Genomic DNA, 24,950 nt, shown 5'->3' with positions numbered 1-24,950 from the left:
TACTGGCTAGAGTGTGTGTGGGAGCTGGCGCGAGACCGAAAGCTCTGGGCTCGATCGGGGGAGGGTAGATGGACATAAGCATTCTGGGGTTGGGCTACGTCGGGACGGTTTCCGCTGGGTGCCTGGCCAACGATGGACATAACGTGATCGGTGTCGACCCCAATCAAACCAAAGTCGATCTGATCAACGCGGGTCGCGCACCGATCATAGAAGCAGACATCGGCGAGATGATCGCGGCCGCAGTAGCGTCCGACAAATTGTCCGCTACCACGGAAACGGCCGAGGCAATTCACGCAACTGAGCTATCGCTAATCTGCGTGGGTACCCCGAGCCAACTGAATGGCAACCTCGACCTAAGCTACGTCCGCCGGGTCTGTGAGGAGATCGGCGAGGCACTGAAGGGTAAGGTCGGCTACCACGTCGTCGCGGTCCGATCAACGATGCTGCCGGGCAGCGTACGCGAGGTTGTAATACCGACGCTGGAGGCCTCATCCGGAAAAACCTCCGGTGTCGACTTCGGTGTCTGCATCAACCCAGAATTCCTTCGCGAAGGCACAGCCGTCTGGGATTACTATCACCCGCCGAAGACGGTCATAGGTGAGTCCGACGAAAGCGCGGGCGAGCGTCTGGTCACGCTGTATGGGGCGCTCGACGCACCGCTGGTCCGAACGTCGGTAGAAGTTGCGGAAATGGTCAAGTATGCCGACAACAACTGGCATGCATTGAAAGTTGATTTCGCGAATGAGATCGGTACGATCTGTAAAGCGGTGGGTATTGACGGTCAGCAGGTGATGGGAATCTTCTCGCAGGACGCGAAGCTCAATCTGTCAGCAAGCTACCTCAAGCCTGGATTTGCCTTCGGCGGGTCGTGTTTGCCAAAGGATGTTCGTGCCCTCACCTACAAGGCGCGCAACCTGGATCTCGATCTGCCGTTACTCAATGCGATCTTGCCGTCGAATCGACGGCATGTAGATCGTGCGGTTGAGATGATCACTTCAAAAGGTAACCGCAGGATCGGCGTCTTGGGGTTCGCGTTCAAAGCGGGTACTGACGACCTTCGCGAGTCGCCGATCGTTGACGTCATCGAGCGGTTAATTGGCAAAGGGCACGATCTGCGGTTGTACGACTGTAATGTCAGGATCGCAGTATTAGCGGGTGCCAACCGCGATTACATTCTCAATCATATCCCGCATATTTCGCGGCTTATGGTTGAGACGGTCGGTGAGGTGATGGATTTCGCTGAAACCGTAGTGATCGGAAATGCGACGGACGAATTTCGGTCAGCGGTGGCGAATAGTCGGCCTGGTCAACTTGTCGTCGACTTAGCGCGCGTTACTGACCGTCCCAGTAGTGAAGATTACGACGGAGTTTGCTGGTGACGTTTTCGGGCGCAGGAAGCCCCACCCGTGGGCGTCGAGTATTGATCCTCGTGGAAAACTTGCCCTCGCCCTTCGATCGGCGAGTTTGGCAAGAGGCGACCACGCTGCAGGATCATGGGTGGCAAGTGAGCATTATTTGCCCAACCGGCAAGGGTTACGAAAAATCGCATGAAATCATTGATCGAATCCATATCTACCGGTACGACCTTCCGGCCGAAGGTGACGGGGCTCTGGGCTACTTGGCCGAGTACTCCGCTGCCCTCTGGCACACCTTCCGTCTGGCCTTCAGGGTTTGGCGTGAACGAGGGTTTGACGTGGTACATGCGTGTAATCCGCCAGATTTCTTGTTCGTTGTCGGTGGGTTCTTCAAGTTGTTCGCGAGAACACGGTTCTTGTTCGACCACCACGACATCAACCCCGAGCTGTACGAGGCGAAGTTCGGCCGTCGTGGTTTTTTTTGGAGGCTGATGATTTGGTTGGAGCGGGCGACCTTTGTGACCGCCGATGTGTCGATTGCGACTAACGAGTCCTACCGGCGTATCGCCATCGAGCGCGGCGGCATGGATCCCCAACGCGTATTTGTGGTGCGGAGCGGACCCATGCTCGATCGGCTCAAGATCGTGCCCCCGAAGCCAGAGTTGAAGCGAGGCCGACGTTTCCTGGTCGGTTACGTCGGTGTCATGGGCAAGCAGGAAGGGATTGACTTACTGCTGCGTGCCGTGCGCCACATCGTATTTGAAATGGAACGTCACGACGTGCACTTCGGCTTGGTTGGCGGCGGCACATCCTTGGCTGAGATGCAAGAATTAGCAGTGGTTCTCGAGGTGAGTGAGCACGTCACCTTCACGGGTCGTGTCCCGGATGCCGAACTACTCGACATGCTCAATACTGCCGACGTTTGCGTTAATCCAGATGTTGCGAACGAGATGAACGACAAGTCGACAATGAACAAGATCATGGAGTACATGGCGCTTGGTAAGCCGATCGTGCAATTCGACTTGACTGAAGGACGATTCTCAGCTGGCGAGTCGTCTCTTTACGCCGCGCCAAACGACGCTGAGGACATGGCGCGAAAGATCATTGAATTGCTCGATAACCCGGAGCGGCGAGCTCAAATGGGTGCGTTTGGCAGGCGTCGCGTCGCGAATGAACTGGCTTGGCAGTACGAAGTTCCCAAATTGCTCCGTGCCTATGACGAAGTTATGGCTGTGCCTGGGCGTAAGACCTATGTATCAGACTGATAGCCCGATCGTTAACAGATATTCGGACTCGTCAACCCGCGTGGTTCGATTGAAAGATGCCTTCTCTGTCGACCGCGCACCATGGCCGTGACTGCATGAAAGCGCGAGGTTAGCATATGCCGCTATCAAGACCGATCGTTTTTATCGCAGATTGGGTGGAGCCGCGGTTGGGTATCCCGAAGGCGCTTGAGTCGCTTATGGCGCGTCTTCCTACCGATCAAATTGAGCTGGTTCTCATTTCTGGTCCACCGCCAGTCGATGCTGATCATCCCGTCACAACGTTAGAGCAACCACGAGGCTGGCGGGGGCGGTTGCGCGCGTTTCGGCAGTTGCGGCGAGTTGCCAGGGAGCGGTCTGAGGCCGGCGCCGTACTTGTCGGGGTGGGTTCGTGGGCTTTCGCTGCGCTCGCTGCCGCGTCGATATTCTCGCCATTCAAACTAACGTTGTGGGAGCACAGCATTCTCCCCTGGCGCATTCGCAACGAATTTGCCGTCACTGTCGTAGCCATTGCGGTTCGTCTATTGGCGTTTCGCCTGGAACGTGTCGTCTGCGTCAGTGAGTCGAATCGCGCAGCTATCGCACCTCTTACCTGGCCTCTGAAGAAATTGACCGTTATACCCAATATAACCGATATCGTAGACAACACCGAAAAGCCCGATATCATTCGGGGTCCCGACTCTGATGACGTGATCAGCCTGGTGGGCATCGGTTCCCTAACCCAACGCAAAAATTGGGCACTTGCCGTACGTGCAATGCAACATCTACCGCAGAACTATCAGTTGGAAGTGGCCGGCGATGGGCCGGAGCGTGAGCGACTGAGCTTGCTGATCGATGAACTTGGTCTGAGAGATCGCGTACGGCTCCTTGGCTACGTCCCACATGCTGACCGCCTGATAAACAATGCACACGTCGTGGTTCACCCGTCGTTTGCGGAGACTTTCGGCTACACGATGGTCGAGGCGTCGGCGATGTGTCGCCCGGTGGTGGTCCTGGACATGCCTGTGATGAATGAGATGGTGCCTTCGTTCGCATGCGGTGAGTGCTCGCAAGCAACGCCTACGGAATTCGCTTCAGCAATCATACGTGCCAGCTCCAAGACATACGATTATCCCAAAGCCGCCCGTGCTCGCAAGAAGTACTTCAGCGAGGGGACGGTATTGAACTCTTGGGGTTCATTGATCCCTGGTGCGAGACGGTGAAGCGGCACGTTATTCAACTTGCAGCTGATCAAGCTGTAGCGAGTCTCATTACCCTAGCCCTGTCTATGTACGCCGCACGCGATTCGTCGGTGAGCGAATTTGGTGTGTTCGCGGTCGCGTATGCGGCGTATTTTGTTGTATTCGGAATTAGCCGTTCGTTCGTTGGAGAACTCAACCTGATCTTGGGACACGAAAAGCTAGAACCCACGGGTCAATGGCGCTCGTTTAGTGCGACAACCTCGCTTGCCGCTGGGGCAATTTCAGCCATCTTGTTCGCGAGTTGCGCTCTGATCGTCCCAAAAGACGCCACGTGGATATTGGCGAGCTTCGCGGTTACCATGCCATTCGCATTTCTAGCCGACTCGATTCGGTACATCGCATTCACAGAAGAACGGAATAGTGGCGCGTTGACAATAGATGTGGTTTGGCTGCTTGGGACATTGTTTGCATCGCCGGCGCTTGCTGCGCTGGGTGTCCCTTCCATACCGTCAGCACTTCTAGGTTGGGGACTCGGCGCAGCCCTTGGTGCCGGCGTCGCCTTGGCAACGTTGCCCCAATTGAGACCGAGGGTTAGCGGCGCGAGTCGTTGGATAGCACAGCGCCGAGTTGCAGGTGCGCAGTTTGCGGGTGACTTCATCGCCGCCAGCGGAATTGGTCAAGCGGCCACCGCCCTCATACCGGTGGTGTCAAGCCTAGCGGTCGCCGGAGGACTCCGCGCCGGCTACGTCATCGTCGGCCCGCTCAATGTGGCCTACTCTGCGATGATCGTGTTTCTGATCCCGCGAATCCGCCGTTCATCCTCTCCGCACCGTGCGCTGCCAAGCCCAGTCCCCGCTGTCACGGCCGCCTTCGCGGCCTTTTGCGGGCTGTGTGCACTTGCAGTCACGCTTGTCCCCTCCAGATGGGGAGAGTTTGCACTCGGTCCGAGTTGGTACGAGGGGCGGCCGGTGGCACCTCTATTGATCGCCACGTACCTCTTCAACGCGATTGCGCAAGTTTTCGTTCAGGTCATGAGACTCCGGGACTCAGCGGGCCTGATCATTCTACTGCGGCCGTTCGCATCGGTGATCCAGGCAGTCGCCCTCATCACGGGCGCAGCCGTTGGGGGCGTGATCGGAGCCGGGGTCGGATCTGCACTGGCCGCGCTGCTCTCAATCTGGGCATGGTTGTACGCGCTGCTGTATTCAAAAAAGACGTTTGAGGAAAGGCGGACGACTCTTGGAAACTGACGCCAACCAGGTAGCGCGCCACCGTGAGCCTCGAGCCCCTCAGCGACAGTTGAGCGGGCCTGCACTATTTGGCATTGGTTACACGTTTTACTTCGGATTAGGTTCTATCAACTTCATTCCGCTAAGAGGACACGTCGGTTCGAACATTCTGTGGATCGCTGGGGTGGGCTTAGCCGCGTTTGGTTTGGGCGTCTGGCTGCGGACGTTGATTGGAGCGGGACGCGCATCCAATGCGACGACGGGGTTGCCGGCTGCCATTCAGGAGGTGATTGCATGGCGCCCCACGGCAGTTCTGTTGGGGGCCGTTGGTGCGTTCGCTGGGATCCTGATCGTGATTCAGCTCGGCGGACTGCCACTACTTGCCGGGGACCAGCGTCTCGGGTCCTCGGGATACCTCACAACCCTAATGTTCGGTTTTATTGTGGCTCTCGCCATTACCGGCGGGCATGCGCTGGCCAATCGTCGATGGGACCTCGTCGTCTGGTGTGTATTGGGGTCAGGGCTGCTCATCCTTCTCGGCTACAGAACGTTTATCCTTATGCCCCTCGGTGCCCTTTTCTTCACTGCACGGAACTTAGGTCTGGCGCGGCTGAGGATGAGATGGTGGGTATTTGGCTGCCTATTGATGTATGGCCTGTCCTGGTTGGCTTTCTACAGGTTTGGCGCTGGAAAAGAAGCCATGTTTCGTATGCTATTCAGATTGGGCATGCCGGCGGAATACGTGCCCTTCATCCCCGTCTGGGTGACGCCCCGCGAGGGGACCGGGGTGTTCGCGATTCTGGTCCAGAAATTTCCGCACACCTGGAATTACCAGGACGGCCAACTGCTCATGTCGGCTTTTGCCACGATGCTCCCGGGAAAACAAGAGGGGCCTCGCCTCAAAATCGCCGAATATATTGAGGGGCGACCCGGCATCACCATTACACCGTCGATTTTGGGTCAGCCGTACGTAGACTGGGGTATCGGCGGAGTGCTCGTCTTGATGTTCGTGGTTGGATTTGTGCTAAAGTCGCTATGGATTTGGCAGGCTTCGTCGTTGACTTGGGCGCCTCGTGTGGCCAGCGCGTACGTATTGACATTCCTACTCCTCGATATCCACTCGGGGATATTGGACGTGCCCCTGATCGCTAGCGCGCTGTTCTTGTTGTGGTGGGCGAGCCGTGCGGAAACGCGAGCAAGAAATTCTGCGAAACATAATTTAGTAGTCATACCGGAAAGAGCTTCCCAAGCTTAAATTCGAAACGGGAATCGAACGATGCGGCGCGACCAGGACAATACCTGCCTCGAAATTCACGGTAGGCCGGGTTGGCCGCGACCAGGACTCCTAATCAGGGTGCCGGAAAGGTTGGTGCGCGGCTCTTTGACCTTGGGATTTATCGCCGTGTGATCGGCGTGGCTGCTGTGGCGGGTGTGACCAACGGGTTTGGATCAGGGCTCCGGCGTTGTTGATTAGCATGCCTGTGAGCTGGGGATATGTGGATTCGTGAAGAGTTGCAGGGCGTTGTTGCTGCTGAATGCCGTTGTGCGGCAGGCTTCGGCAATGTTGGTGGCTCCGGCGAGGCGGTGCAGATTCATGGCGGTGTTACGTAGAGCGGCCATGGTTTGGGGCGCGGTGCCGGTGCGCACGGTCGAGCGGTCCTCGTCGTAACTGACATCACGTACCCAGTGCACCGAATTCTCGATGCCCCAGTGCCGGCGCAGCCAGGAGGCGATCAGCTTGGGTGGGGCCTGTTCGAACGCAACACTGCAGATGGCATAGACAGTCTCGATCGAGCGAACACCGGTGGCAGTCACGACCCGTTCACGGGTGACCTCGGCGATCTGCTTGGCGTAGGGAAACCCGATTCCGCGGGATGCGGTCAGTGTCTTGAGTGTTCGTGTTTCAATGCGGCCGTGACCGCGTTCGGACGGCTCGGCGAAGGTAACTGGCACCTGCGCCCACGGCATGGCCTTGATGCGGGCCAGCAGGCTGGGCTGATTCGACTTCACCGTCATCAGGTAGTGGGATTTCAGGGTGCTGCAGATCAGCTTGGCCTGACTTAGGACAATTGCTTAGTGCCCCGTTTCGATTCCGAGATGAGTCAAGATTTCGGCTTGGGCGTCGGGGATCTGCGGCGGGAAGGTCTGGCTGGTGCCGTTGATAGTGATGGTGGCGCTGCGTAGCGGGCGGAGTTGTTTGACGACGTTGGCGATGGCCAGGCCGGTCTTGTCTTGGATGGCGTGGGAGATGGCCAGGGCGGTGAACACGATGCTCAGGTGCGCTTCGATCGAGTCGCGTACGTGGTGGAAGATCGGTCGTGCCCGTAGGTCGGTCTTGGACATCCGAAAGGACCGTTCCACGTGCCAGAGTTCGTGGTATTTGCCGATCACTTCGCTGGCCGACATTTGGGCGGCGTCGATGTTGGTGACATAGCCTTTCAACCCGACCAGTGCGCGCGCCCGGGTCAGGCTTGCTTCATCGAGGGTGCGTTGATCGCCGGCGACGGTGACGAACCGGGTGGCCTTGGCCTTCCTCTCTCCGGCGATGACCTCTTTGGCGCGGGCTTCTTGGGCGTCGAGGGTTTTCTGATCACGCCGTGCCCGGGCGGTCTTGTACTGCCAGATCGCCCGCCACGCATTGGGATGCTCGGCGGCAGTCCAGACCGGTTCGGCTTTGAGTTTGGTGTTGTTGACCACCGTCGTCCCGCGGCGCGGGGTGACGGTGTCGATGACCTGCCCGTCAGTGAAAGCGTTTCCGTGCCAGCGGAAGTGGCTGGCCAGATCACCGGGGGCTTTGGTGGTGCGGGAGCCGACGATGAAGGAAAAGCCCGACGCATCAAGGGCTTTCAGATTCGTCCAGGACAACATGCCGGCATCAGCGGCGACCACCATCGGCACCCCGGCCAGGTCGTGGCGGTTCTGGAACCCTTGCAGGATCGGCACGATCGTGGTGGTTTCAGCGGTGTTGCCCTCAAAGCAGCTGATCTCCAACGGAAACCCGGTGCGGTCGACCAGCAGACCGACCACGATCTGCGGATCAACGCGGCGTTCCTTGGAGTAGCCGACCTTGCGCAGGTCGTCTTCGTTCTCCGCTTCGAAGTACAGGGTGTTGGGTGGGCCCGGGGCGCGGTGGCGGCATTGCTGCTGCTCCGTTTCCCCGGGCCTCCCGCCGAACCCGCCGTGCGCCTTTCAGCGCAACGGGCTCTCCACGACGATGATGCCGGTCAGGCAGCCATGATCGGGTCGTAGGGACTGGGGATCTTCGTCCCGCGGTACCAGTAACGCTCGACCCGCACTGTCGTGGGATCGAACAGGACCGCGTCTGGGGTGGCGATGGGCCTCCAACTACCGTCGGGACGGCGGAGCCAGCGCTTGACCTTCGACCAGTTCCAGCGACGCTGTTCGCGCTGCCAGGCAACGATCCTTCGCCAGGTGAAATACCGCAGGAAGGAGAACCGTCGCCCGGCCAGCGCGTGGCGGAAGTAGTACGTCCAACCACGTAGTGCCGCATTGACCTCGATAATTACTGCTGTGAGAGGCCGGGGAGACCGGCGTGGGATCAGTTGGCGGATGGTCTGCTTGATCGACCGGAACGCCTTGTCGGCGATGAAGGTCATGCAGTACCACTTGCCGCCTCCCCGACGTTGCTTCCATTGGAGATGAAAGCCGAGGAAGTCGATCCCCTGCTCAAGGTGCGTGATACGGGTCTTGGCCTCAGAAAGCCTGAGGCCCAACCCGCCGAGCACCTCGGCGACCTGCTCTTTCAAGGCGAGCACGTCATCTCTGCTGCCGTTGGTCATGATGACGAAATCGTCGGCGTAGCGCACGATCCGCCAGTTGCCCAATCCGTGGCGCACCCGTTTGCGACGAGCCCACTGCGTGGCCTGATCGCCCCCGGGCTGCCACGGGGCCATGACCACCTCGTCCAGGGCGGACAACGCGATATTGGCCAGCAGCGGCGAGATGATCCCACCCTGAGGCGTTCCTGCATCGGTACTGTCCTGACGGCCAAGCTCATCGAGCACACCGGCTTTAAGGAACGCACGTACCAATGCCACGATCTTCTTGTCCGCGATCCGTGCCCGCACCCGCGCGAGCAACACCCGGTGGTCGATGTGGTCGAAACATCCTTCGATGTCGGCGTCCAACACCCACCGGTACCCGCGCGAAGCGTAGTAATGGATCTCGGCGACCGCGTCATGAGCCCGCCGCTTGGGCCGGAAACCGTAAGAGACCGGCAAGAAGTCGGCCTCGAAGATCGGTTCCAGCACCATCTTCAACGACTGTTGCACCACCCGGTCGGTCACGGTCGGGATCCCCAACGGGCGAGACTTGCCACCCGGCTTGGGAATGAACACCCGCCGCACCGGCGCGGGCCGATACGAGCCGTCTTCGATAGTCGCAGCGATCTCAGACAAGAACGCCAGGACCTCGCCACGCTGTTCGATCTGATGCACAGTCACACCATCGATCCCAGCGGTGCGAGCCCCCTTGTTGCGTGCCACCACCGTCCATGCCATCCATAGGTAGTCCGGGTGTGACACCAGGTTGAACAAGTCCCCGAACCGCGCGGTGCGGTCGGTCTTGGCCCACCGGTGATACTTGATCTGCGTCCGCGCTACCCGGTCCGGTGCAGTGTCTGCCCGAGGCCCGGCGCCGGAGTTCACCGACGCATCTTGCGCCATCGCAGTACCTCCTATCCATTGTCGCTGCCGCCCTTCCCGATGTGTCCGGCTCTCCCGGACTCGCAGTACTACGGCGGCTCCGCCAGCCCCCGACCCGATCAGTCGACGACGAACCCAGCCCGACATCCACACGCTGGCTGCGCATTTCATGCGGGCAAAGCCGGAGACCTTCCCGTGTTCACTTGCTGTTCGCTCACCGAAGGAGGCACCCGGCTATCTGCCTGCGGCACCCGCCAGCAGCTACTCCGTAGTCCTTCACCGCCGGCCCCACCCGAGGAAAGTAACTCGTTCCCCGAGCGGTCTGACTGCCCGTCACTCCGACAGCCAACCGTCCGCGCCCGCCCCATATCCGCCAGGTTGGAGGCGGTTATACGTCAAGACAGGTGATGACACCGGTTCCTCACGTATACCTCTTCGGCATTGCTCGCCGCGCTCACGCCATCCAGCGGTGCTGACGCAACACGGCTTTGTCAGGGCTGCTCCCACCCATACCGGGCGTCTCCCCGGCCAGGCTGCCCCCAGCTTCCAAACCCCCGCTACGGCAGGAGCTTTCGATGCAGGTCTTTCACCTCCATTCGAACAACAAGCGCCTCACGGCGCACGGTCACGTCGTAGAGCAGCAGACTCAACGTGCCCCGCTCACGTGAGTGCGCGAAACATTTCTTGCTGATCACATCCCGGTATTTGCCCGTGACGACAGAACGCAGGTGCCGTTGAATAGTCCTGTAGGACACAGTGTTTGCGCCCAGATCGGTCAAGACCCGAAGAGAATCGAGCTTGCTGGTCGGCTCGACAACCCGGGCGATCACCAAGTCCCGGAACACCTCATCGGCGACGGCATCAAAGCCCAACCCGTCGTAGGTTTTGCCGATCGCCTCATAGAGCAGCCGCGAACTGGTCGCCGCCGTCCGCCCCGGCCCGACCGGCAGTCCCTTGGGCTTGGCCGGCGGCCCGAACAACGTTACGGCGCTCCCATTGGCCACCTCCTGGACCGACTCGGTGCGCGCGGGCACCTCGAACTCGAGCTGGCCCTGATCGCCGAGGGCTATCACTCGGGCCTTCTCCAACAGAATTCCCAGCTCAGCATCGGTGTGGGCCGATCCGACATGGGCCACGATCTCGCGGCGGCCACGCAATTTCGCCACCACCTGCACCGCGACTGCTCCCGAGGCGGTGCGCACCTTCCGCACGTACGCCACCGCCCGAACCTACCCGTTTAGTGCCCCAATTAGTGCCCCCGAACCAGGAAAACACCAGGTCAAACGAACGTGGTTCAGAAATCCAGCGTCAGTGTCCTAAGTCAGGTCAGACTGTGCCCAACCAGAATTGGCCAGATTGTTGCCGCCGCAATCGTCCTATCAACTCTCCAGAGGGGAAACTACTGAGAAACCCTCATTGATTCGGATCTACTGAACTGACGTTGTAGTGGGTCATTTCCGTCCTGGTAGTGCTGGGCAGAGACCGCCTCGGGTGAGCATGGCGCCATGCCGATCAGGGCGTCGGGGCTGTGGAATCCGTAGGCGCGTTTGGTCAATGCCCGCAGGTGGGTGTTGGTGGCCTCGGAGCGGCGTTGGACAGTCCGTGATCGAGGGTGTTCCAGATCAGGTCGCGGTAGCGGCGGATGCTGCGGGCCTGGAAAGGGCTACTCATTACGTCCTCCCTTTCAAAAAGGTCCGTGAATCACGCCTTACCATCCCGCGGAATGGTAAGCACTTCTGGAACAAGTGACACAGCGCTCAGTCGGGACACTGAATCCCGAGCGGCGCGCGCCGAGATTTTGGCTGCGACCTCCACCGCAGGCACGAATAACTCCGGTGAGTCTGCGTCGACACGCGCACCATTCACCCCATGCTCAACCAGTCGGTTCGGCTCGCCCCCGGGTGTTGTCACAACTGGCAGTCCCGATGCCAGCCCTTCCACGACGGCGTACGGGTAACCCTCAAAGCGTGATGTCATCAACAAGAGATCGTGGCTACGCATTACTGCGCCTATTTTGGACTTCGGGATTGCGCCGATGAATTGTATTCGCTTGGCCGCACCCGACGCTTGGGCGCGTCGCCGCATCATAGCGTCGAGCGCGCCGCTCCCCGCCACCGTCAGCGTATATTGCTCAGGTAGGGCCGACATGACGTCCACGGCAAGTTCTGGATTCTTTTGCGGCTCGATACGGGCTGGCCAAAGGATCCGCGATTTGACGACAGCCTCCGACTGCGAGGGATAGAACTCCGCAGGGTCATACCAATTAGGGGAAAACCGCACCCGAGGATATAGCGATGTCAGACGGTCGGTTCCAGCCTTGCTGAACACCACTGTGTCAACTGCACGCGGAATGACGTTCCGCTCGAGCCACCGGTATGCAAAGAGCGCGTGACGGAAGATCGATCTGCTTCCCTTCTCGAGATCGTCGATACCGCTGCCATGCAGGTATTGGACAAGGCCAGCGCGCGGATACAAACGCAACACGATTGCAGCCAAATTCAATCTGTGCGTGTTTACGACGTCCGCGTCAGCTGCGGGGCGATATTTCTGTAGTCCGTATGCGACCCAGCCGGAATGGGGCCTCGATTTGCGAATATTTCCCGGATCCAACCGCGCGACGGGCATGAATTCGACAGATCGCCCGCCGATATCGTACTCCGCCCACTCGCCCAGTCGTTTATTGCCAAGTGCGTCGACGCCAGCAATCTGCAATTTAATGTTCGGCGGGCAGTAGCGCGCTAAGCCACGAATACAGGTATCTATTCCACTCGGCCTCGGACATTCGGGATCAAACTGTTCTACGATCAGTCGGCGTTCCATGACCCTCCCCCCAAACCGCAACAGGCACATATCGTAACATTACAGGGGCTCGACCGTTCCCGCGGAGCAGACGCCATGTAGCGCGCGGACAGCTAATCTAATGCGCCAACCCAACCCCTACGACCTCGCGGGGACTACCTGATCCGAGTCAAAGTTAGCCTCAAAATTTCGCGCGACCAGCAGACTGGAGGTGACCTTGTGTAGGTGATCTTTGTCGTAAGCTCGTCGTCCCTTGCCGGTGTGAGTCCGGTCCGGGTAGCTGTTAGCCTCGATTTTGCGTGCGAATTGGTCGGAGTGCGGTTCGGGGTCGGCTGGGGCTGTTGGGGCGCGGTTTCGGTGGGTGGGTGTGACGGTTTGGCCGGTGTCGCTCGGTGTGGCGGGCTTTCCAGGGCCGGTGGGTCTTTCGGGTCGTGGTGGACGTGTGGCGCGGTGGTCAACCGAAGGCAGTGCGCAGGCGCTGCCATGCGGTGGCGATGGCGTGGGCCCAGCGCCAGGTGGCGTCGATGCGCAGGTGGGTGCGTCGGGCGGCGCGGGTGATGCGGGCGGCGACGTGCAGGACGCGGTAGCGGAAGGTGTCGATCTCGCAGCCGGCGATGTCGGGCTGGTCGGCGAAGCCGATGAGTTTGGTCCAGGCCACGAGATCGGTTGCGGTGAGGATGATTTCGAGCCAGGCAGCGTTGGCGTCGAAGCCGTGGCAGGGCAGGTTGCGCAGCCCGGTGGTTTTGGCCTCGCGGATGCGGTCCTCGACGCGGGCGTGTTGGCGGTGCCGCAGCTCCAGGCCGGCGAGTTGCCCGTCGACGACGCCGTTGGGTGTGTCGGTGATGAAGGCGGTGACCCGCATCCCGTCGGCGTCGGTGAACCGCAGCTGCGCGCCGGGGTGGGGGCGTTCCTTGCGCAGGATCAGCCGGGTGCCCTCGGGCCAGCTGCTCATCTCGACCAGGCCGGTGGCCTCGGCGACCCAGGCGCCGTCGCGGATCGCGCCGCTGGAGTCGATCGCCGGATACCAGGCCTCGGCGAGGTTGAGGGTGTCGACCGCGTCGCGCACGCGGGCGTCGACGGCGAACCCGAACGAGAACCCCACCCCTTGCCTGCGGCATTCGGCGGCGAACTTGTGCGTGGCACCGGCGGAATCCGACCGCACCAGGATCTTGTGGGCGGTGGGATCGTGCGGGTCGGGTCGGTAGGCGGCCGGCAGCGATTCCAGCGCCCAGCCCAACACGGTGATGTGATCGGCGGCGGTGTTGCTGCCGGCGTTGCCCGCTCGCAGCAGCCCGGCCAGCGCTTCGCCGCCGGCGACCTCGGGGCGGTCCAGGAACGCCAGCAGCGGGTGGTGACCGTAGGTCTTCTTCCAGGTCGCGGCCGCGTTCTCCTTGTTGTCGGAATGGTCGATGGTGATGGTGGCGTCGAGGTCGATGTGCAGCCACCTGCCAGCGGCCGGCGCAGCCCCGGCAGCCCACGCCGCCGCCCGCGCATCGCAGCGCGCCGCCCGGATCGCCGGCAGGTGCGCGGCGTCGATCCGCTCGTCGACCAGCCGCCACATCGTGGTCGTCGAGGCGGCCGGACCGAACACGTGCTCACGGTCCCCGCACAACTGCCCGACCCCGTCGATGCAGGTCGCGCCGTCAGCGACCGCCGCGGCGAGATCGGCGAACACCGCCCCCGGCGGGTAGATCCACGGGCCCCGATAGGTGTCGGCCAACGCCGCGGTGACCCCCGCCGACAGCCCGGACAGATCCGCCAGTTCCCGCAGCATCCCCACCCCGGCGTGAGACACGACGCCATGACCATCCGCGGACACTTTCACTCGGGAAACCGCTGCGCTACTCTTCACCTGCGAAGTGCCTTCCAGCCAGGCTAATGGAACCGTTAAGAAGTCCTATTATTCCTTGCAGGACAGGCACTTTCGCGTATCAACACACTCCACCCGGGGCATTGCGCGAAAAATCGAGGTTAGGAGGCCCGGTAGCAGACTGGCGGCTTGGTTTGGAAACGGATCAGGTCGAAGCCCAGTGTCGAAAGCCCTTTCAGGGGGAGCGACTGAGCGGTCCGTAGCATGACGCGAAGCCTGCGGCGTCGTTAGAGGTCCCGCCCGTTGGGTGGGGTGCAGGGAGTGCCGAGCCCCTGAAATCAGGGCGAAGGCCATGGAAGGCGCTGAAGACCTGGAAGTGCAGGCGCTGAAGAACTCCCCGGCGTATGGGGCTCGGAACGTTCAGATAGTGGCGGCGGGAACTGGTGAGGCCCTCCCCGGTCCGGTGACCTGCGAAATGTGTTGCTGGAGCGCGGCGCTCTATAACGGCGCTTCCGGGTTTTGCGTGGGTCCGGTTTTTGGTTTGACGGGCGTCAGCGGCAGGATTTGCCGTATGCGCGACACCGAGTTGTACCGCCATCTGCTGGGACTGGAGACTCCGTGGAAGGTGGGGCGGGTCGAGCTGTCAGCAACCGACGGGCGGGTCGACGTATGGGTTGAGCATCCGGCCCGGACCCGGTTCTCCTGCCCGGATTGCGATGCCGTGCTGTCGGTTTATGACCACTCGGCTGAGCGGGCGTGGCGGCTTTGGACTCGTGTGCGTTATTGACCTTCCTGCATGCAAGTCCGCCGCGGGTGCACTGTCCCGAACACGGGGTGCGTCAGGTTGGGTTGCCGTGGGCCGGGCCGCACTCGCGGTTCACGACGTTGTTCGTGCGGCTGGCCATTGACGTGCTCGCCGCCTGCGACGTAGCCTCCGCCGCCAAGCTGCTGGGTATCAGCTGGGACGAGGCGTGGCACCTGATGGACCGTGCCGTGGCCCGCGGCCTGGCCGCCAAACCGCTGAACGTACCGGCCCGTGTCGGGGTCGATGAGAAGGCGGCCGGGAAAGGACAGGACTACATCACCATTGGGACAGTGGAACCCGGCGCAACCCGCGCGACATGCGGCGACTACGCCGACCCGCAACCCCCGGAACCCACACCCAAAACGATCACCCGGCCCAGCTCACGCGCCAGCCGTAGCCCCGTGAAAAATCGAGGCCTCCACTACACGCGATACGCATCGACGAAGCAGCGGTCCTTCCCTCACCGGCGGTTGTGCTGTCCGCTCGGCTCAACCAGTACTACGACCGCCTCCGACGCCCTTCCGGCTGGCAACTCATTTCCCAGGTTCACTTGGTGGTTGTTTGGCTCCTTCCTGGGCCGTTCGGGTAGGTCCGGCTGGTTAGGGGATGGCCAGGACGCGGCCGAACGCGGTTTCGAGTTCGGTGGCCCAGGGCCAGGTTTGGGGTATGCGCAGGATCTGTTTGCGGGCGCGTTTGATGATGCGTGCCGCGGTGTGCAGCAGCCGGTATCGCAGGGTCTTGGGCTCGGCGTCGGCCAGGGGGCCCTCGAGCAGCAGCAGTCGGGTCCAGCACAGCAGGTCGATCGCGATCGCCACGGCGCTGACCCAGGCCTGGTTGATGTCGAACGAGGTGGACGGCCATGAGGCCAGGCCGGTGTCCTTTGCGCAGCGGATGTAGCCCTCGACGCGGGCGTGGACGCGGTGACGGGCCTCGATACGCTGGGCCTGACCTGTGCCGGTGTTGGTCGCGAACGGCTGGTAGCGGTATCCGTTGTGCTGCTCGAACAGTGACAGTTGGGTGCCGTGCTCAGATCGGTTCGCGGCGCACGAACACCCGCATGTCGTCGGGCCACCCGGCGAGTCGGTCGCCGCCGCGGCTGTGGCGCAGCAGGCCGGTGATCTCCGCGACGCCCGAGTGGTCGTCGCGGGCCTTACCGGTGGGGTCGAGGACATCAGACCACACGTCTTCGGGCATCGCGGTGATCGCGCCGCGAACCCGGGCGTCGAGGTCGAAACCCACGGAGTATTCGACGGTGTATCCGCGGCGGGCGTTGAGCGCGGTGAGGTGGTCCAGGACGTCGTGGGTTGAGCCGGCACCGTCGATGGTGATCAGCAGGCGGCGGCGATGCTTGACCGGCAACGCCGCGATCGACGCGTCGATGATCGCGATGTGGTCCGCGGCGGTATTGGAGCCCGCGCTGCCGGTCCGTGCCATGATCGCCAGGGACTCCCCGGTGTTGTCGCACCACGATGTCAACGGGTGAAAACCGTACCCGCCCTTGAAGTTCCCGCTGGCCAACTGCTTGTCCGAATACGAATTGACCAGGGTCGCGTCGATGCGGATGCCGATCACCTCGCCGAGGTCGCCATAACAGGTTTGCACCGGCGGGATCATCCCGTGTCGGTCCACGATCAGCTCCCACACTTTGCGTCGGACCTTGTTACGGGCCGCGGTGATCCCGGTCAATCCTTTCGTGTCGATCTCGTTGAGTGCCCGCCACATCGTGGACGTCGAGGCGACAGGCCCGAAGACCCGCTGCTGGTTACCCAGAACTGCCAGATCGCAGATGTGGGTCCCACCATCGGCGATGGTCACCGCCAAATCGCGGAAGACCGCGCCCCGATCCCAAATCACCTCCGGACGCGCCAACGCACCGGACAACGCGCTGGTCAAGCCTGTCTTATCGGCGAGCATCCGCACGATCACACTGCCGGTGTGCGACACGACGTCATCGCCACGGACTTCGACGCCGAGGTCCCGGGACCAGTTGGTAGTCTGCATCTGAGAAGTGCACCCGTTCTGCCGGTTCGGAGTCCTCAAGAAACCCCATTATCCCAGCGCGAGTGCACTTTTCGCGTTCACGACACCCCACCAGAGACTGTCAAGTTAACGGTGTAACTGGTTGTCGTAGTGTTACTTTCGGCTCTATTGACGTGAATGTGGATGACCCTGGGTGTGGTATGGGAGTCCGAGGGTGACGGGTCCGCACGCCAGGAGAACAAGTGCTAGCGCGGCCTGGGCGCTGTGGAAGCCGTAGGCGCGGCGGATGAGCAGTCGAACCTTGGTGTTGAGCCCTTCATGGCGGCCGTTGGACAGTCCGCGGTCGATAGCGGCGTCGATGCCGGCGCGGTGTTTGCGGATGGTACGTGCGGCTTTGATGAACTCGGGGATGCGGCTGCGCTGGGCGCGTGCGCACCAGCGGTCGAGGAGCTCGCCGACAGTGCCGGCATCCAGGTCGCCGGCGAAGACTTCGCGCAGCGCTTCTTTGAGTTGGTAGGCGCGCCAAAGCATTCCACCGCTGCGTTTCATTTCCCGTAGGGTTTGGGCCTGGGTGTCGGTGAGGTCGGCGGGGTTTTTCAGCAGCGCCCAGCGCGCCCCTTTGAAGGTTTTGGCGATCTGCTGGTCGGGCAGCGCACGGGCGGCCTGCCAGACCTGGCGGCGCACCGCCTCAAGCGCATCGGTGACGACTTTGACAACGTGGAAGGGATCAAAGCAGATGACCGCCGCTGGTGCCCGCTCGCGCACGGCTTTGGCGTAGGCCGGTCCCATGTCCATCGACACCGCCTCCAGGGATGCGCCGCCGTCGGGCAGCTCGTCGAAGAATGCGCCCAAGGTGTCGGTGTCCTTACCGGGTTTGCCCCACACGATGGTGCCGCTGTCGTGGTCGGAGACCAGCGTCAAATACCGGTGGTGTTTGCGCCAGGAGATCTCATCGACGCCGATGTCGACCAGCCCGCACAGCCGGTCGGGGTCTAACACCTCGGCGGCGACCCGCTCACAGATCGCGCCCACGGTGCGCCAGGCGATGCGGGCGAAGGTGCTCACGGTGGTCTTGTCGGCCTTGGTGACCAGCCACGCCACCAGATCCTCGAAGTCGCGGGTGTGGCGGGAATCAGGACGCGCGAACGGCACCGCTTCGGCCAACACACCATGCTCGCAGCAGCGCAGCCGTCTGCGGCGCAACACGATCCGGCATACCCGCCCACCCATGTCCAGATGTCGCCACGATGAGTCCACCTCACGGGTGTCATAGCGGTGCCGGGTGGTAAACGAACACTGCGGGCAGCACAGCCGCCGCCGGCGCAGGCTGACTGTGACCTGCAGCTCACCGTCCACCACGGCAGCCTTGCCGACCCGCACACCGGGCAGATGGAACAGGGAATTGAGTAGGGTTGATGCGCGCACGGACGGCTCCTGGATCGATTGGGGTCAGAGCCTTCGAACCTAGATCACCGTCCGTGCGCCCCCACTCACCATCGCTGCCCCATACCACACGCTCGGTGATCCACATCGACGTCAGGAGAGCCAGAAATCCAGCGTCAGTCCTGACTTAGGACAATTGCTTAGTGCCCCGTTTCGATTCCGAGATGAGCCAAGATTTCGGCTTGGGCGTCGGGGATCTGCGGCGGGAAGGTCTGGCTGGTGCCGTTGATAGTGATGGTGGCGCTGCGTAGCGGGCGGAGTTGTTTGACGACGTTGGCGATGGCCAGGCCGGTCTTGTCTTGGATGGCGTGGGAGATCGCCAAGGCGGTGAACACGATGCTCAGGTGCGCTTCGATCGACTCGCGTACGTGGTGGAAGATCGGTCGTGCCCGTAGGTCGGTCTTGGACATCCGAAAGGACCGTTCCACGTGCCAGAGTTCGTGGTATTTGCCGATCACTTCGCTGGCCGACATTTGGGCGGCGTCGATGTTGGTGACATAGCCTTTCAACCCGACCAGTGCGCGCGCCCGGGTCAGGCTTGCTTCATCGAGGGTGCGTTGATCGCCGGCGACGGTGACGAACCGGGTGGCCTTGGCCTTCCTCTCTCCGGCGATGACCTCTTTGGCGCGGGCTTCTTGGGCGTCGAGGGTTTTCTGATCACGCCGTGCCCGGGCGGTCTTGTACTGCCAGATCGCCCGCCACGCATTGGGATGCTCGGCCGCAGTCCAGACCGGTTCGGCTTTGAGCTTGGTGTTGTTGACCACCGTCGTCCCGCGGCGCGGGGTGACGGTGTCGATGACCTGCCCGTCAGTGAAAGCGTTTCCGTGCCAGCGGAAGTGGCTGGCCAGATCACCGGGGGCTTTGGTAGTGCGGGAGCCGACGATGAAGGAAAAGCCCGACGCATCAAGGGCTTTCAGATTCGTCCAGGACAACATGCCGGCATCAGCGGCGACCACCATCGGCACCCCGGCCAGGTCGTGGCGGTTCTGGAACCCTTGCAGGATCGGCACGATCGTGGTGGTTTCAGCGGTGTTGCCCTCAAAGCAGCTGATCTCCAACGGAAACCCGGTGCGGTCGACCAGCAGACCGACCACGATCTGCGGATCAACGCGGCGTTCCTTGGAGTAGCCGACCTTGCGCAGGTCGTCTTCGTTCTCCGCTTCGAAGTACAGGGTGTTGGGTGGGCCCGGGGCGCGGTGGCGGCATTGCTGCTGCTCCGTTTCCCCGGGCCTCCCGCCGAACCCGCCGTGCGCCTTTCAGCGCAACGGGCTCTCCACGACGATGATGCCGGTCAGGCAGCCATGATCGGGTCGTAGGGACTGGGGATCTTCGTCCCGCGGTACCAGTAACGCTCGACCCGCACTGTCGTGGGATCGAACAGGACCGCGTCTGGGGTGGCGATGGGCCTCCAACTACCGTCGGGACGGCGGAGCCAGCGCTTGACCTTCGACCAGTTCCAGCGACGCTGTTCGCGCTGCCAGGCAACGATCCTTCGCCAGGTGAAATACCGCAGGAAGGAGAACCGTCGCCCGGCCAGCGCGTGGCGGAAGTAGTACGTCCAACCACGTAGTGCCGCATTGACCTCGATAATTACTGCTGTGAGAGGCCGGGGAGACCGGCGTGGGATCAGTTGGCGGATGGTCTGCTTGATCGACCGGAACGCCTTGTCGGCGATGAAGGTCATGCAGTACCACTTGCCGCCTCCCCGACGTTGCTTCCATTGGAGATGAAAGCCGAGGAAGTCGATCCCCTGCTCAAGGTGCGTGATACGGGTCTTGGCCTCAGAAAGCCTGAGGCCCAACCCGCCGAGCACCTCGGCGACCTGCTCTTTCAAGGCGAGCACGTCATCTCTGCTGCCGTTGGTCATGATGACGAAATCGTCGGCGTAGCGCACGATCCGCCAGTTGCCCAATCCGTGGCGCACCCGTTTGCGACGAGCCCACTGCGTGGCCTGATCGCCCCCGGGCTGCCACGGGGCCATGACCACCTCGTCCAGGGCGGACAACGCGATATTGGCCAGCAGCGGCGAGATGATCCCACCCTGAGGCGTTCCTGCATCGGTACTGTCCTGACGGCCAAGCTCATCGAGCACACCGGCTTTAAGGAACGCACGTACCAATGCCACGATCTTCTTGTCCGCGATCCGTGCCCGCACCCGCGCGAGCAACACCCGGTGGTCGATGTGGTCGAAACATCCTTCGATGTCGGCGTCCAACACCCACCGGTACCCGCGCGAAGCGTAGTAATGGATCTCGGCGACCGCGTCATGAGCCCGCCGCTTGGGCCGGAAACCGTAAGAGACCGGCAAGAAGTCGGCCTCGAAGATCGGTTCCAGCACCATCTTCAACGACTGTTGCACCACCCGGTCGGTCACGGTCGGGATCCCCAACGGGCGAGACTTGCCACCCGGCTTGGGAATGAACACCCGCCGCACCGGCGCGGGCCGATACGAGCCGTCTTCGATAGTCGCAGCGATCTCAGACAAGAACGCCAGGACCTCGCCACGCTGTTCGATCTGATGCACAGTCACACCATCGATCCCAGCGGTGCGAGCCCCCTTGTTGCGTGCCACCACCGTCCATGCCATCCATAGGTAGTCCGGGTGTGACACCAGGTTGAACAAGTCCCCGAACCGCGCGGTGCGGTCGGTCTTGGCCCACCGGTGATACTTGATCTGCGTCCGCGCTACCCGGTCCGGTGCAGTGTCTGCCCGAGGCCCGGCGCCGGAGTTCACCGACGCATCTTGCGCCATCGCAGTACCTCCTATCCATTGTCGCTGCCGCCCTTCCCGATGTGTCCGGCTCTCCCGGACTCGCAGTACTACGGCGGCTCCGCCAGCCCCCGACCCGATCAGTCGACGACGAACCCAGCCCGACATCCACACGCTGGCTGCGCATTTCATGCGGGCAAAGCCGGAGACCTTCCCGTGTTCACTTGCTGTTCGCTCACCGAAGGAGGCACCCGGCTATCTGCCTGCGGCACCCGCCAGCAGCTACTCCGTAGTCCTTCACCGCCGGCCCCACCCGAGGAAAGTAACTCGTTCCCCGAGCGGTCTGACTGCCCGTCACTCCGACAGCCAACCGTCCGCGCCCGCCCCATATCCGCCAGGTTGGAGGCGGTTATACGTCAAGACAGGTGATGACACCGGTTCCTCACGTATACCTCTTCGGCATTGCTCGCCGCGCTCACGCCATCCAGCGGTGCTGACGCAACACGGCTTTGTCAGGGCTGCTCCCACCCATACCGGGCGTCTCCCCGGCCAGGCTGCCCCCAGCTTCCAAACCCCCGCTACGGCAGGAGCTTTCGATGCAGGTCTTTCACCTCCATTCGAACAACAAGCGCCTCACGGCGCACGGTCACGTCGTAGAGCAGCAGACTCAACGTGCCCCGCTCACGTGAGTGCGCGAAACATTTCTTGCTGATCACATCCCGGTATTTGCCCGTGACGACAGAACGCAGGTGCCGTTGAATAGTCCTGTAGGACACAGTGTTTGCGCCCAGATCGGTCAAGACCCGAAGAGAATCGAGCTTGCTGGTCGGCTCAACGACCCGGGCGATCACCAAGTCCCGGAACACCTCATCGGCGACGGCATCAAAGCCCAACCCGTCGTAGGTTTTGCCGATCGCCTCATAGAGCAGCCGCGAACTGGTCGCCGCCGTCCGCCCCGGCCCGACCGGCAGTCCCTTGGGCTTGGCCGGCGGCCCGAACAGCGTCGCGGCGCTCCCATTGGCCACCTCCTGGACCGACTCGGTGCGCGCGGGCACCTCGAACTCGAGCTGGCCCTGATCGCCGAGGGCTATCACTCGGGCCTTCTCCAACAGAATTCCCAGCTCAGCATCGGTGTGGGCCGATCCGACATGGGCCACGATCTCGCGGCGGCCCCGCAATTTCGCCACCACCTGCACCGCGACTGCTCCCGAGGCGGTGCGCACCTTCCGCACGTACGCCACCGCCCGAACCTACCCGTTTAGTGCCCCAATTAGCCTCGATTTTTCGCGCAATGCCCCGGGTGGAGTGTGTTGATACGCGAAAGTGCCTGTCCTGCAAGGAATAATAGGACTTCTTAACGGTTCCATTAGCCTGGCTGGAAGGCACTTCGCAGGTGAAGAGTAGCGCAGCGGTTTCCCGAGTGAAAGTGTCCGCGGATGGTCATGGCGTCGTGTCTCACGCCGGGGTGGGGATGCTGCGGGAACTGGCGGATCTGTCCGGGCTGTCGGCGGGGGTCACCGCGGCGTTGGCCGACACCTATCGGGGCCCGTGGATCTACCCGCCGGGGGCGGTGTTCGCCGATCTCGCCGCGGCGGTCGCTGACGGCGCGACCTGCATCGACGGGGTCGGGCAGTTGTGCGGGGACCGTGAGCACGTGTTCGGTCCGGCCGCCTCGACGACCACGATGTGGCGGCTGGTCGACGAGCGGATCGACGCCGCGCACCTGCCGGCGATCCGGGCGGCGCGCTGCGATGCGCGGGCGGCGGCGTGGGCTGCCGGGGCTGCGCCGGCCGCTGGCAGGTGGCTGCACATCGACCTCGACGCCACCATCACCATCGACCATTCCGACAACAAGGAGAACGCGGCCGCGACCTGGAAGAAGACCTACGGTCACCACCCGCTGCTGGCGTTCCTGGACCGCCCCGAGGTCGCCGGCGGCGAAGCGCTGGCCGGGCTGCTGCGAGCGGGCAACGCCGGCAGCAACACCGCCGCCGATCACATCACCGTGTTGGGCTGGGCGCTGGAATCGCTGCCGGCCGCCTACCGACCCGACCCGCACGATCCCACCGCCCACAAGATCCTGGTGCGGTCGGATTCCGCCGGTGCCACGCACAAGTTCGCCGCCGAATGCCGCAGGCAAGGGGTGGGGTTCTCGTTCGGGTTCGCCGTCGACGCCCGCGTGCGCGACGCGGTCGACACCCTCAACCTCGCCGAGGCCTGGTATCCGGCGATCGACTCCAGCGGCGCGATCCGCGACGGCGCCTGGGTCGCCGAGGCCACCGGCCTGGTCGAGATGAGCAGCTGGCCCGAGGGCACCCGGCTGATCCTGCGCAGGGAACGCCCCCACCCCGGCGCGCAGCTGCGGTTCACCGACGCCGACGGGATGCGGGTCACCGCCTTCATCACCGACACACCCAACGGCGTCGTCGACGGGCAACTCGCCGGCCTGGAGCTGCGGCATCGCCAACACGCCCGCGTCGAGGACCGCATCCGCGAGGCCAAAACCACCGGGCTGCGCAACCTGCCCTGCCACGGCTTCGATGCCAACGCTGCCTGGCTCGAAATCATCCTCACCGCAACCGATCTCGTGGCCTGGACCAAACTCATCGGCTTCGCCGACCAGCCCGACATCGCCGGCTGCGAGATCGACACCTTCCGCTACCGCGTCCTGCACGTCGCCGCCCGCATCACCCGCGCCGCCCGACGCACCCACCTGCGCATCGACGCCACATGGCGCTGGGCCCACGCCATCGCCACCGCATGGCAGCGCCTGCGCACCGCCTTCGGTTGACCACCGCACCACCCGTCCACCACGACCCGAAAGACCCACCGGCCCTGGAAAGCCCGCCACACCGAGCGACACCGGCCAAACCGTCACACCCACCCACCGAAACCGCGCCCGAACAGCCCCAGCCGACCCCGAACCGCACTCCGACCAATTCGCACGCAAAATCGAGGCTAGTGCCCCCGAACCAGGAAAACACCAGGTCAAACGAACGCGGTTCAGAAATCCAGCGTCAGTGTCCTAAGTCAGGCGGTGGTGTTTGCGCCAGGAGATCTCATCGACGCCGATGTCGACCAGCCCGCACAGCCGGTCGGGGTCTAACACCTCGGCGGCGACCCGCTCACAGATCGCGCCCACGGTGCGCCAGGCGATGCGGGCGAAGGTGCTCACGGTGGTCTTGTCGGCCTTGGTGACCAGCCACGCCACCAGATCCTCGAAGTCGCGGGTGTGGCGGGAATCAGGACGCGCGAACGGCACCGCTTCGGCCAACACACCATGCTCGCAGCAGCGCAGCCGTCTGCGTCGCAACACGATCCGGCATACCCGCCCACCCATGTCCAGATGTCGCCACGATGAGTCCACCTCACGGGTGTCATAGCGGTGCCGGGTGGTAAACGAACACTGCGGGCAGCACAGCCGCCGCCGGCGCAGGCTGACTGTGACCTGCAGCTCACCGTCCACCACGGCAGCCTTGCCGACCCGCACACCGGGCAGATGGAACAGGGAATTGAGTAGGGTTGATGCGCGCACGGACGGCTCCTGGATCGATTGGGGTCAGAGCCTTCGAACCTAGATCACCGTCCGTGCGCCCCCACTCACCATCGCTGCCCCATACCACACGCTCGGCGATCCACATCGACGTCAGGAGAGCCAGAAATCCAGCGTCAGTGTCCTAAGTCGGGTCTCACGACACGCCGGAGACTCCAG

At 62.6% G+C, this 24,950-nt stretch carries 15 protein-coding genes and 7 pseudogenes; 8 read left to right on the top strand and 14 right to left on the bottom strand.

All coding sequences use genetic code 11. The features are described from left to right. Positions 1-68 precede the first annotated feature (68 nt). The 5 genes from K9U37_RS00235 to K9U37_RS00215 all read left to right on the top strand — a co-directional run bounded on the left by K9U37_RS00235 (position 69) and on the right by K9U37_RS00215 (position 6,282). Positions 69-1,379 carry a nucleotide sugar dehydrogenase gene (locus K9U37_RS00235; RefSeq protein WP_243069996.1) on the top strand — a complete coding sequence of 437 codons (1,311 nt, stop codon included), beginning with the start codon at positions 69-71 and terminating at the stop codon, positions 1,377-1,379. Beyond that, positions 1,376-2,620 (top strand): glycosyltransferase family 4 protein, encoded by a 1,245-nt coding sequence (locus K9U37_RS00230; protein WP_243069995.1) that lies wholly within the window; start codon positions 1,376-1,378, stop codon positions 2,618-2,620. Before K9U37_RS00235 ends, K9U37_RS00230 begins: the two co-directional genes overlap by 4 nt. A gap of 116 nt (positions 2,621-2,736) precedes the next feature. Then, entirely contained in the window at positions 2,737-3,819 is a 1,083-nt protein-coding gene (locus K9U37_RS00225; RefSeq protein ID WP_243069994.1) for a glycosyltransferase, read from the top strand. An 89-nt stretch (positions 3,820-3,908) separates the two neighbouring features. Next, positions 3,909-5,048 (top strand): MATE family efflux transporter, encoded by a 1,140-nt coding sequence (locus K9U37_RS00220; RefSeq protein WP_243069993.1) that lies wholly within the window; start codon positions 3,909-3,911, stop codon positions 5,046-5,048. Positions 5,049-5,097: 49 nt separating this feature from the next. Then, entirely contained in the window at positions 5,098-6,282 is a 1,185-nt protein-coding gene (locus K9U37_RS00215) for an oligosaccharide repeat unit polymerase family protein (protein ID WP_243069992.1), read from the top strand. A gap of 215 nt (positions 6,283-6,497) precedes the next feature. Here the strand turns inward: K9U37_RS00215 and K9U37_RS00210 are convergent. The 7 genes and pseudogenes from K9U37_RS00210 to K9U37_RS00185 all read right to left on the bottom strand — a co-directional run. Continuing rightward, a pseudogene (locus K9U37_RS00210) lies at positions 6,498-7,082 on the bottom strand (ISAs1 family transposase); the annotation flags it as partial. 18 nt (positions 7,083-7,100) lie between these two features. After that, positions 7,101-8,135 (bottom strand): annotated as a pseudogene (locus K9U37_RS00205) (IS1634 family transposase); the annotation flags it as partial. 116 nt (positions 8,136-8,251) lie between these two features. After that, positions 8,252-9,712 (bottom strand): group II intron reverse transcriptase/maturase, encoded by a 1,461-nt coding sequence (gene ltrA, locus K9U37_RS00200; protein ID WP_243069987.1) that lies wholly within the window; start codon positions 9,710-9,712, stop codon positions 8,252-8,254. A gap of 602 nt (positions 9,713-10,314) precedes the next feature. Continuing rightward, a pseudogene (locus tag K9U37_RS00195) lies at positions 10,315-10,911 on the bottom strand (IS1634 family transposase); the annotation flags it as partial. Between the two features lie 231 nt (positions 10,912-11,142). Continuing rightward, positions 11,143-11,293: pseudogene (locus K9U37_RS20640) on the bottom strand (ISL3 family transposase); the annotation flags it as partial. A gap of 99 nt (positions 11,294-11,392) precedes the next feature. Beyond that, positions 11,393-12,511, bottom strand: coding sequence for a glycosyltransferase family 4 protein (locus K9U37_RS00190; RefSeq protein ID WP_243069991.1), 1,119 nt, complete (start codon positions 12,509-12,511; stop codon positions 11,393-11,395). 433 nt (positions 12,512-12,944) lie between these two features. Further along, positions 12,945-14,342, bottom strand: a complete 1,398-nt coding sequence (locus tag K9U37_RS00185) for an IS1380 family transposase (protein ID WP_243069990.1) — start codon at positions 14,340-14,342, stop codon at positions 12,945-12,947. Between the two features lie 310 nt (positions 14,343-14,652). Here K9U37_RS00185 and K9U37_RS00180 point away from each other — a divergent pair, with 310 nt between their 5' ends. Then, positions 14,653-15,087, top strand: a complete 435-nt coding sequence (locus tag K9U37_RS00180; RefSeq protein WP_243069989.1) for a hypothetical protein — start codon at positions 14,653-14,655, stop codon at positions 15,085-15,087. Next, positions 15,057-15,284: pseudogene (locus K9U37_RS20280) on the top strand (helix-turn-helix domain-containing protein); the annotation flags it as partial. The gene K9U37_RS00180 and the pseudogene K9U37_RS20280, both read left to right, overlap by 31 nt. 420 nt (positions 15,285-15,704) lie before the next feature. Here K9U37_RS20280 and K9U37_RS19820 read toward each other — a convergent pair. The 6 genes and pseudogenes from K9U37_RS19820 to K9U37_RS00155 all read right to left on the bottom strand — a co-directional run. Continuing rightward, complete coding sequence (locus K9U37_RS19820) at positions 15,705-16,040, bottom strand: transposase (protein ID WP_504871051.1); 336 nt, start codon at positions 16,038-16,040, stop codon at positions 15,705-15,707. A 91-nt stretch (positions 16,041-16,131) separates the two neighbouring features. Next, positions 16,132-17,106 carry a transposase gene (locus K9U37_RS00175; RefSeq protein WP_252393909.1) on the bottom strand — a complete coding sequence of 325 codons (975 nt, stop codon included), beginning with the start codon at positions 17,104-17,106 and terminating at the stop codon, positions 16,132-16,134. 144 nt (positions 17,107-17,250) lie between these two features. After that, positions 17,251-18,510, bottom strand: coding sequence for an ISL3 family transposase (locus K9U37_RS00170; protein ID WP_243069988.1), 1,260 nt, complete (start codon positions 18,508-18,510; stop codon positions 17,251-17,253). A 158-nt stretch (positions 18,511-18,668) separates the two neighbouring features. Beyond that, positions 18,669-19,703 (bottom strand): annotated as a pseudogene (locus tag K9U37_RS00165) (IS1634 family transposase); the annotation flags it as partial. Positions 19,704-19,819: 116 nt separating this feature from the next. Continuing rightward, entirely contained in the window at positions 19,820-21,280 is a 1,461-nt protein-coding gene (ltrA, locus tag K9U37_RS00160; protein WP_243069987.1) for a group II intron reverse transcriptase/maturase, read from the bottom strand. Positions 21,281-21,882: 602 nt separating this feature from the next. Continuing rightward, positions 21,883-22,479: pseudogene (locus K9U37_RS00155) on the bottom strand (IS1634 family transposase); the annotation flags it as partial. 152 nt (positions 22,480-22,631) lie between these two features. Here K9U37_RS00155 and K9U37_RS00150 point away from each other — a divergent pair. Further along, positions 22,632-24,029 (top strand): IS1380 family transposase, encoded by a 1,398-nt coding sequence (locus tag K9U37_RS00150; protein ID WP_243069986.1) that lies wholly within the window; start codon positions 22,632-22,634, stop codon positions 24,027-24,029. Between the two features lie 234 nt (positions 24,030-24,263). Here the strand turns inward: K9U37_RS00150 and K9U37_RS00145 are convergent, their stop codons facing one another. Beyond that, the gene (locus K9U37_RS00145; RefSeq protein WP_243069985.1) at positions 24,264-24,773 is read right to left on the bottom strand and encodes a helix-turn-helix domain-containing protein; all 510 of its coding nucleotides are present in this window, start codon (positions 24,771-24,773) and stop codon (positions 24,264-24,266) included. Positions 24,774-24,950: the final 177 nt, after the last annotated feature.

This window comes from Candidatus Mycolicibacterium alkanivorans, assembly GCF_022760805.1.
Classification (GTDB): Bacteria; Actinomycetota; Actinomycetes; order Mycobacteriales; family Mycobacteriaceae; genus Mycobacterium; species Mycobacterium alkanivorans.
This window is presented reverse-complemented; position numbering and strand designations above follow the sequence as displayed.

Excerpts from the sequence above, each read along its gene's own strand:
- ltrA (WP_243069987.1), bottom strand. The coding sequence starts at position 21,280 with ATGGCGCAAGATGCGTCGGTGAACTCCGGCGCCGGGCCTCGGGCAGAC.
- K9U37_RS00175 (WP_252393909.1), bottom strand. The coding sequence starts at position 17,106 with ATGCAGACTACCAACTGGTCCCGGGACCTCGGCGTCGAAGTCCGTGGC.
- K9U37_RS00235 (WP_243069996.1), top strand. The coding sequence starts at position 69 with ATGGACATAAGCATTCTGGGGTTGGGCTACGTCGGGACGGTTTCCGCT.
- K9U37_RS00190 (WP_243069991.1), bottom strand. The coding sequence starts at position 12,511 with ATGGAACGCCGACTGATCGTAGAACAGTTTGATCCCGAATGTCCGAGG.
- K9U37_RS00180 (WP_243069989.1), top strand. The coding sequence starts at position 14,653 with ATGGAAGGCGCTGAAGACCTGGAAGTGCAGGCGCTGAAGAACTCCCCG.
- ltrA (WP_243069987.1), bottom strand. The coding sequence starts at position 9,712 with ATGGCGCAAGATGCGTCGGTGAACTCCGGCGCCGGGCCTCGGGCAGAC.
- K9U37_RS00225 (WP_243069994.1), top strand. The coding sequence starts at position 2,737 with ATGCCGCTATCAAGACCGATCGTTTTTATCGCAGATTGGGTGGAGCCG.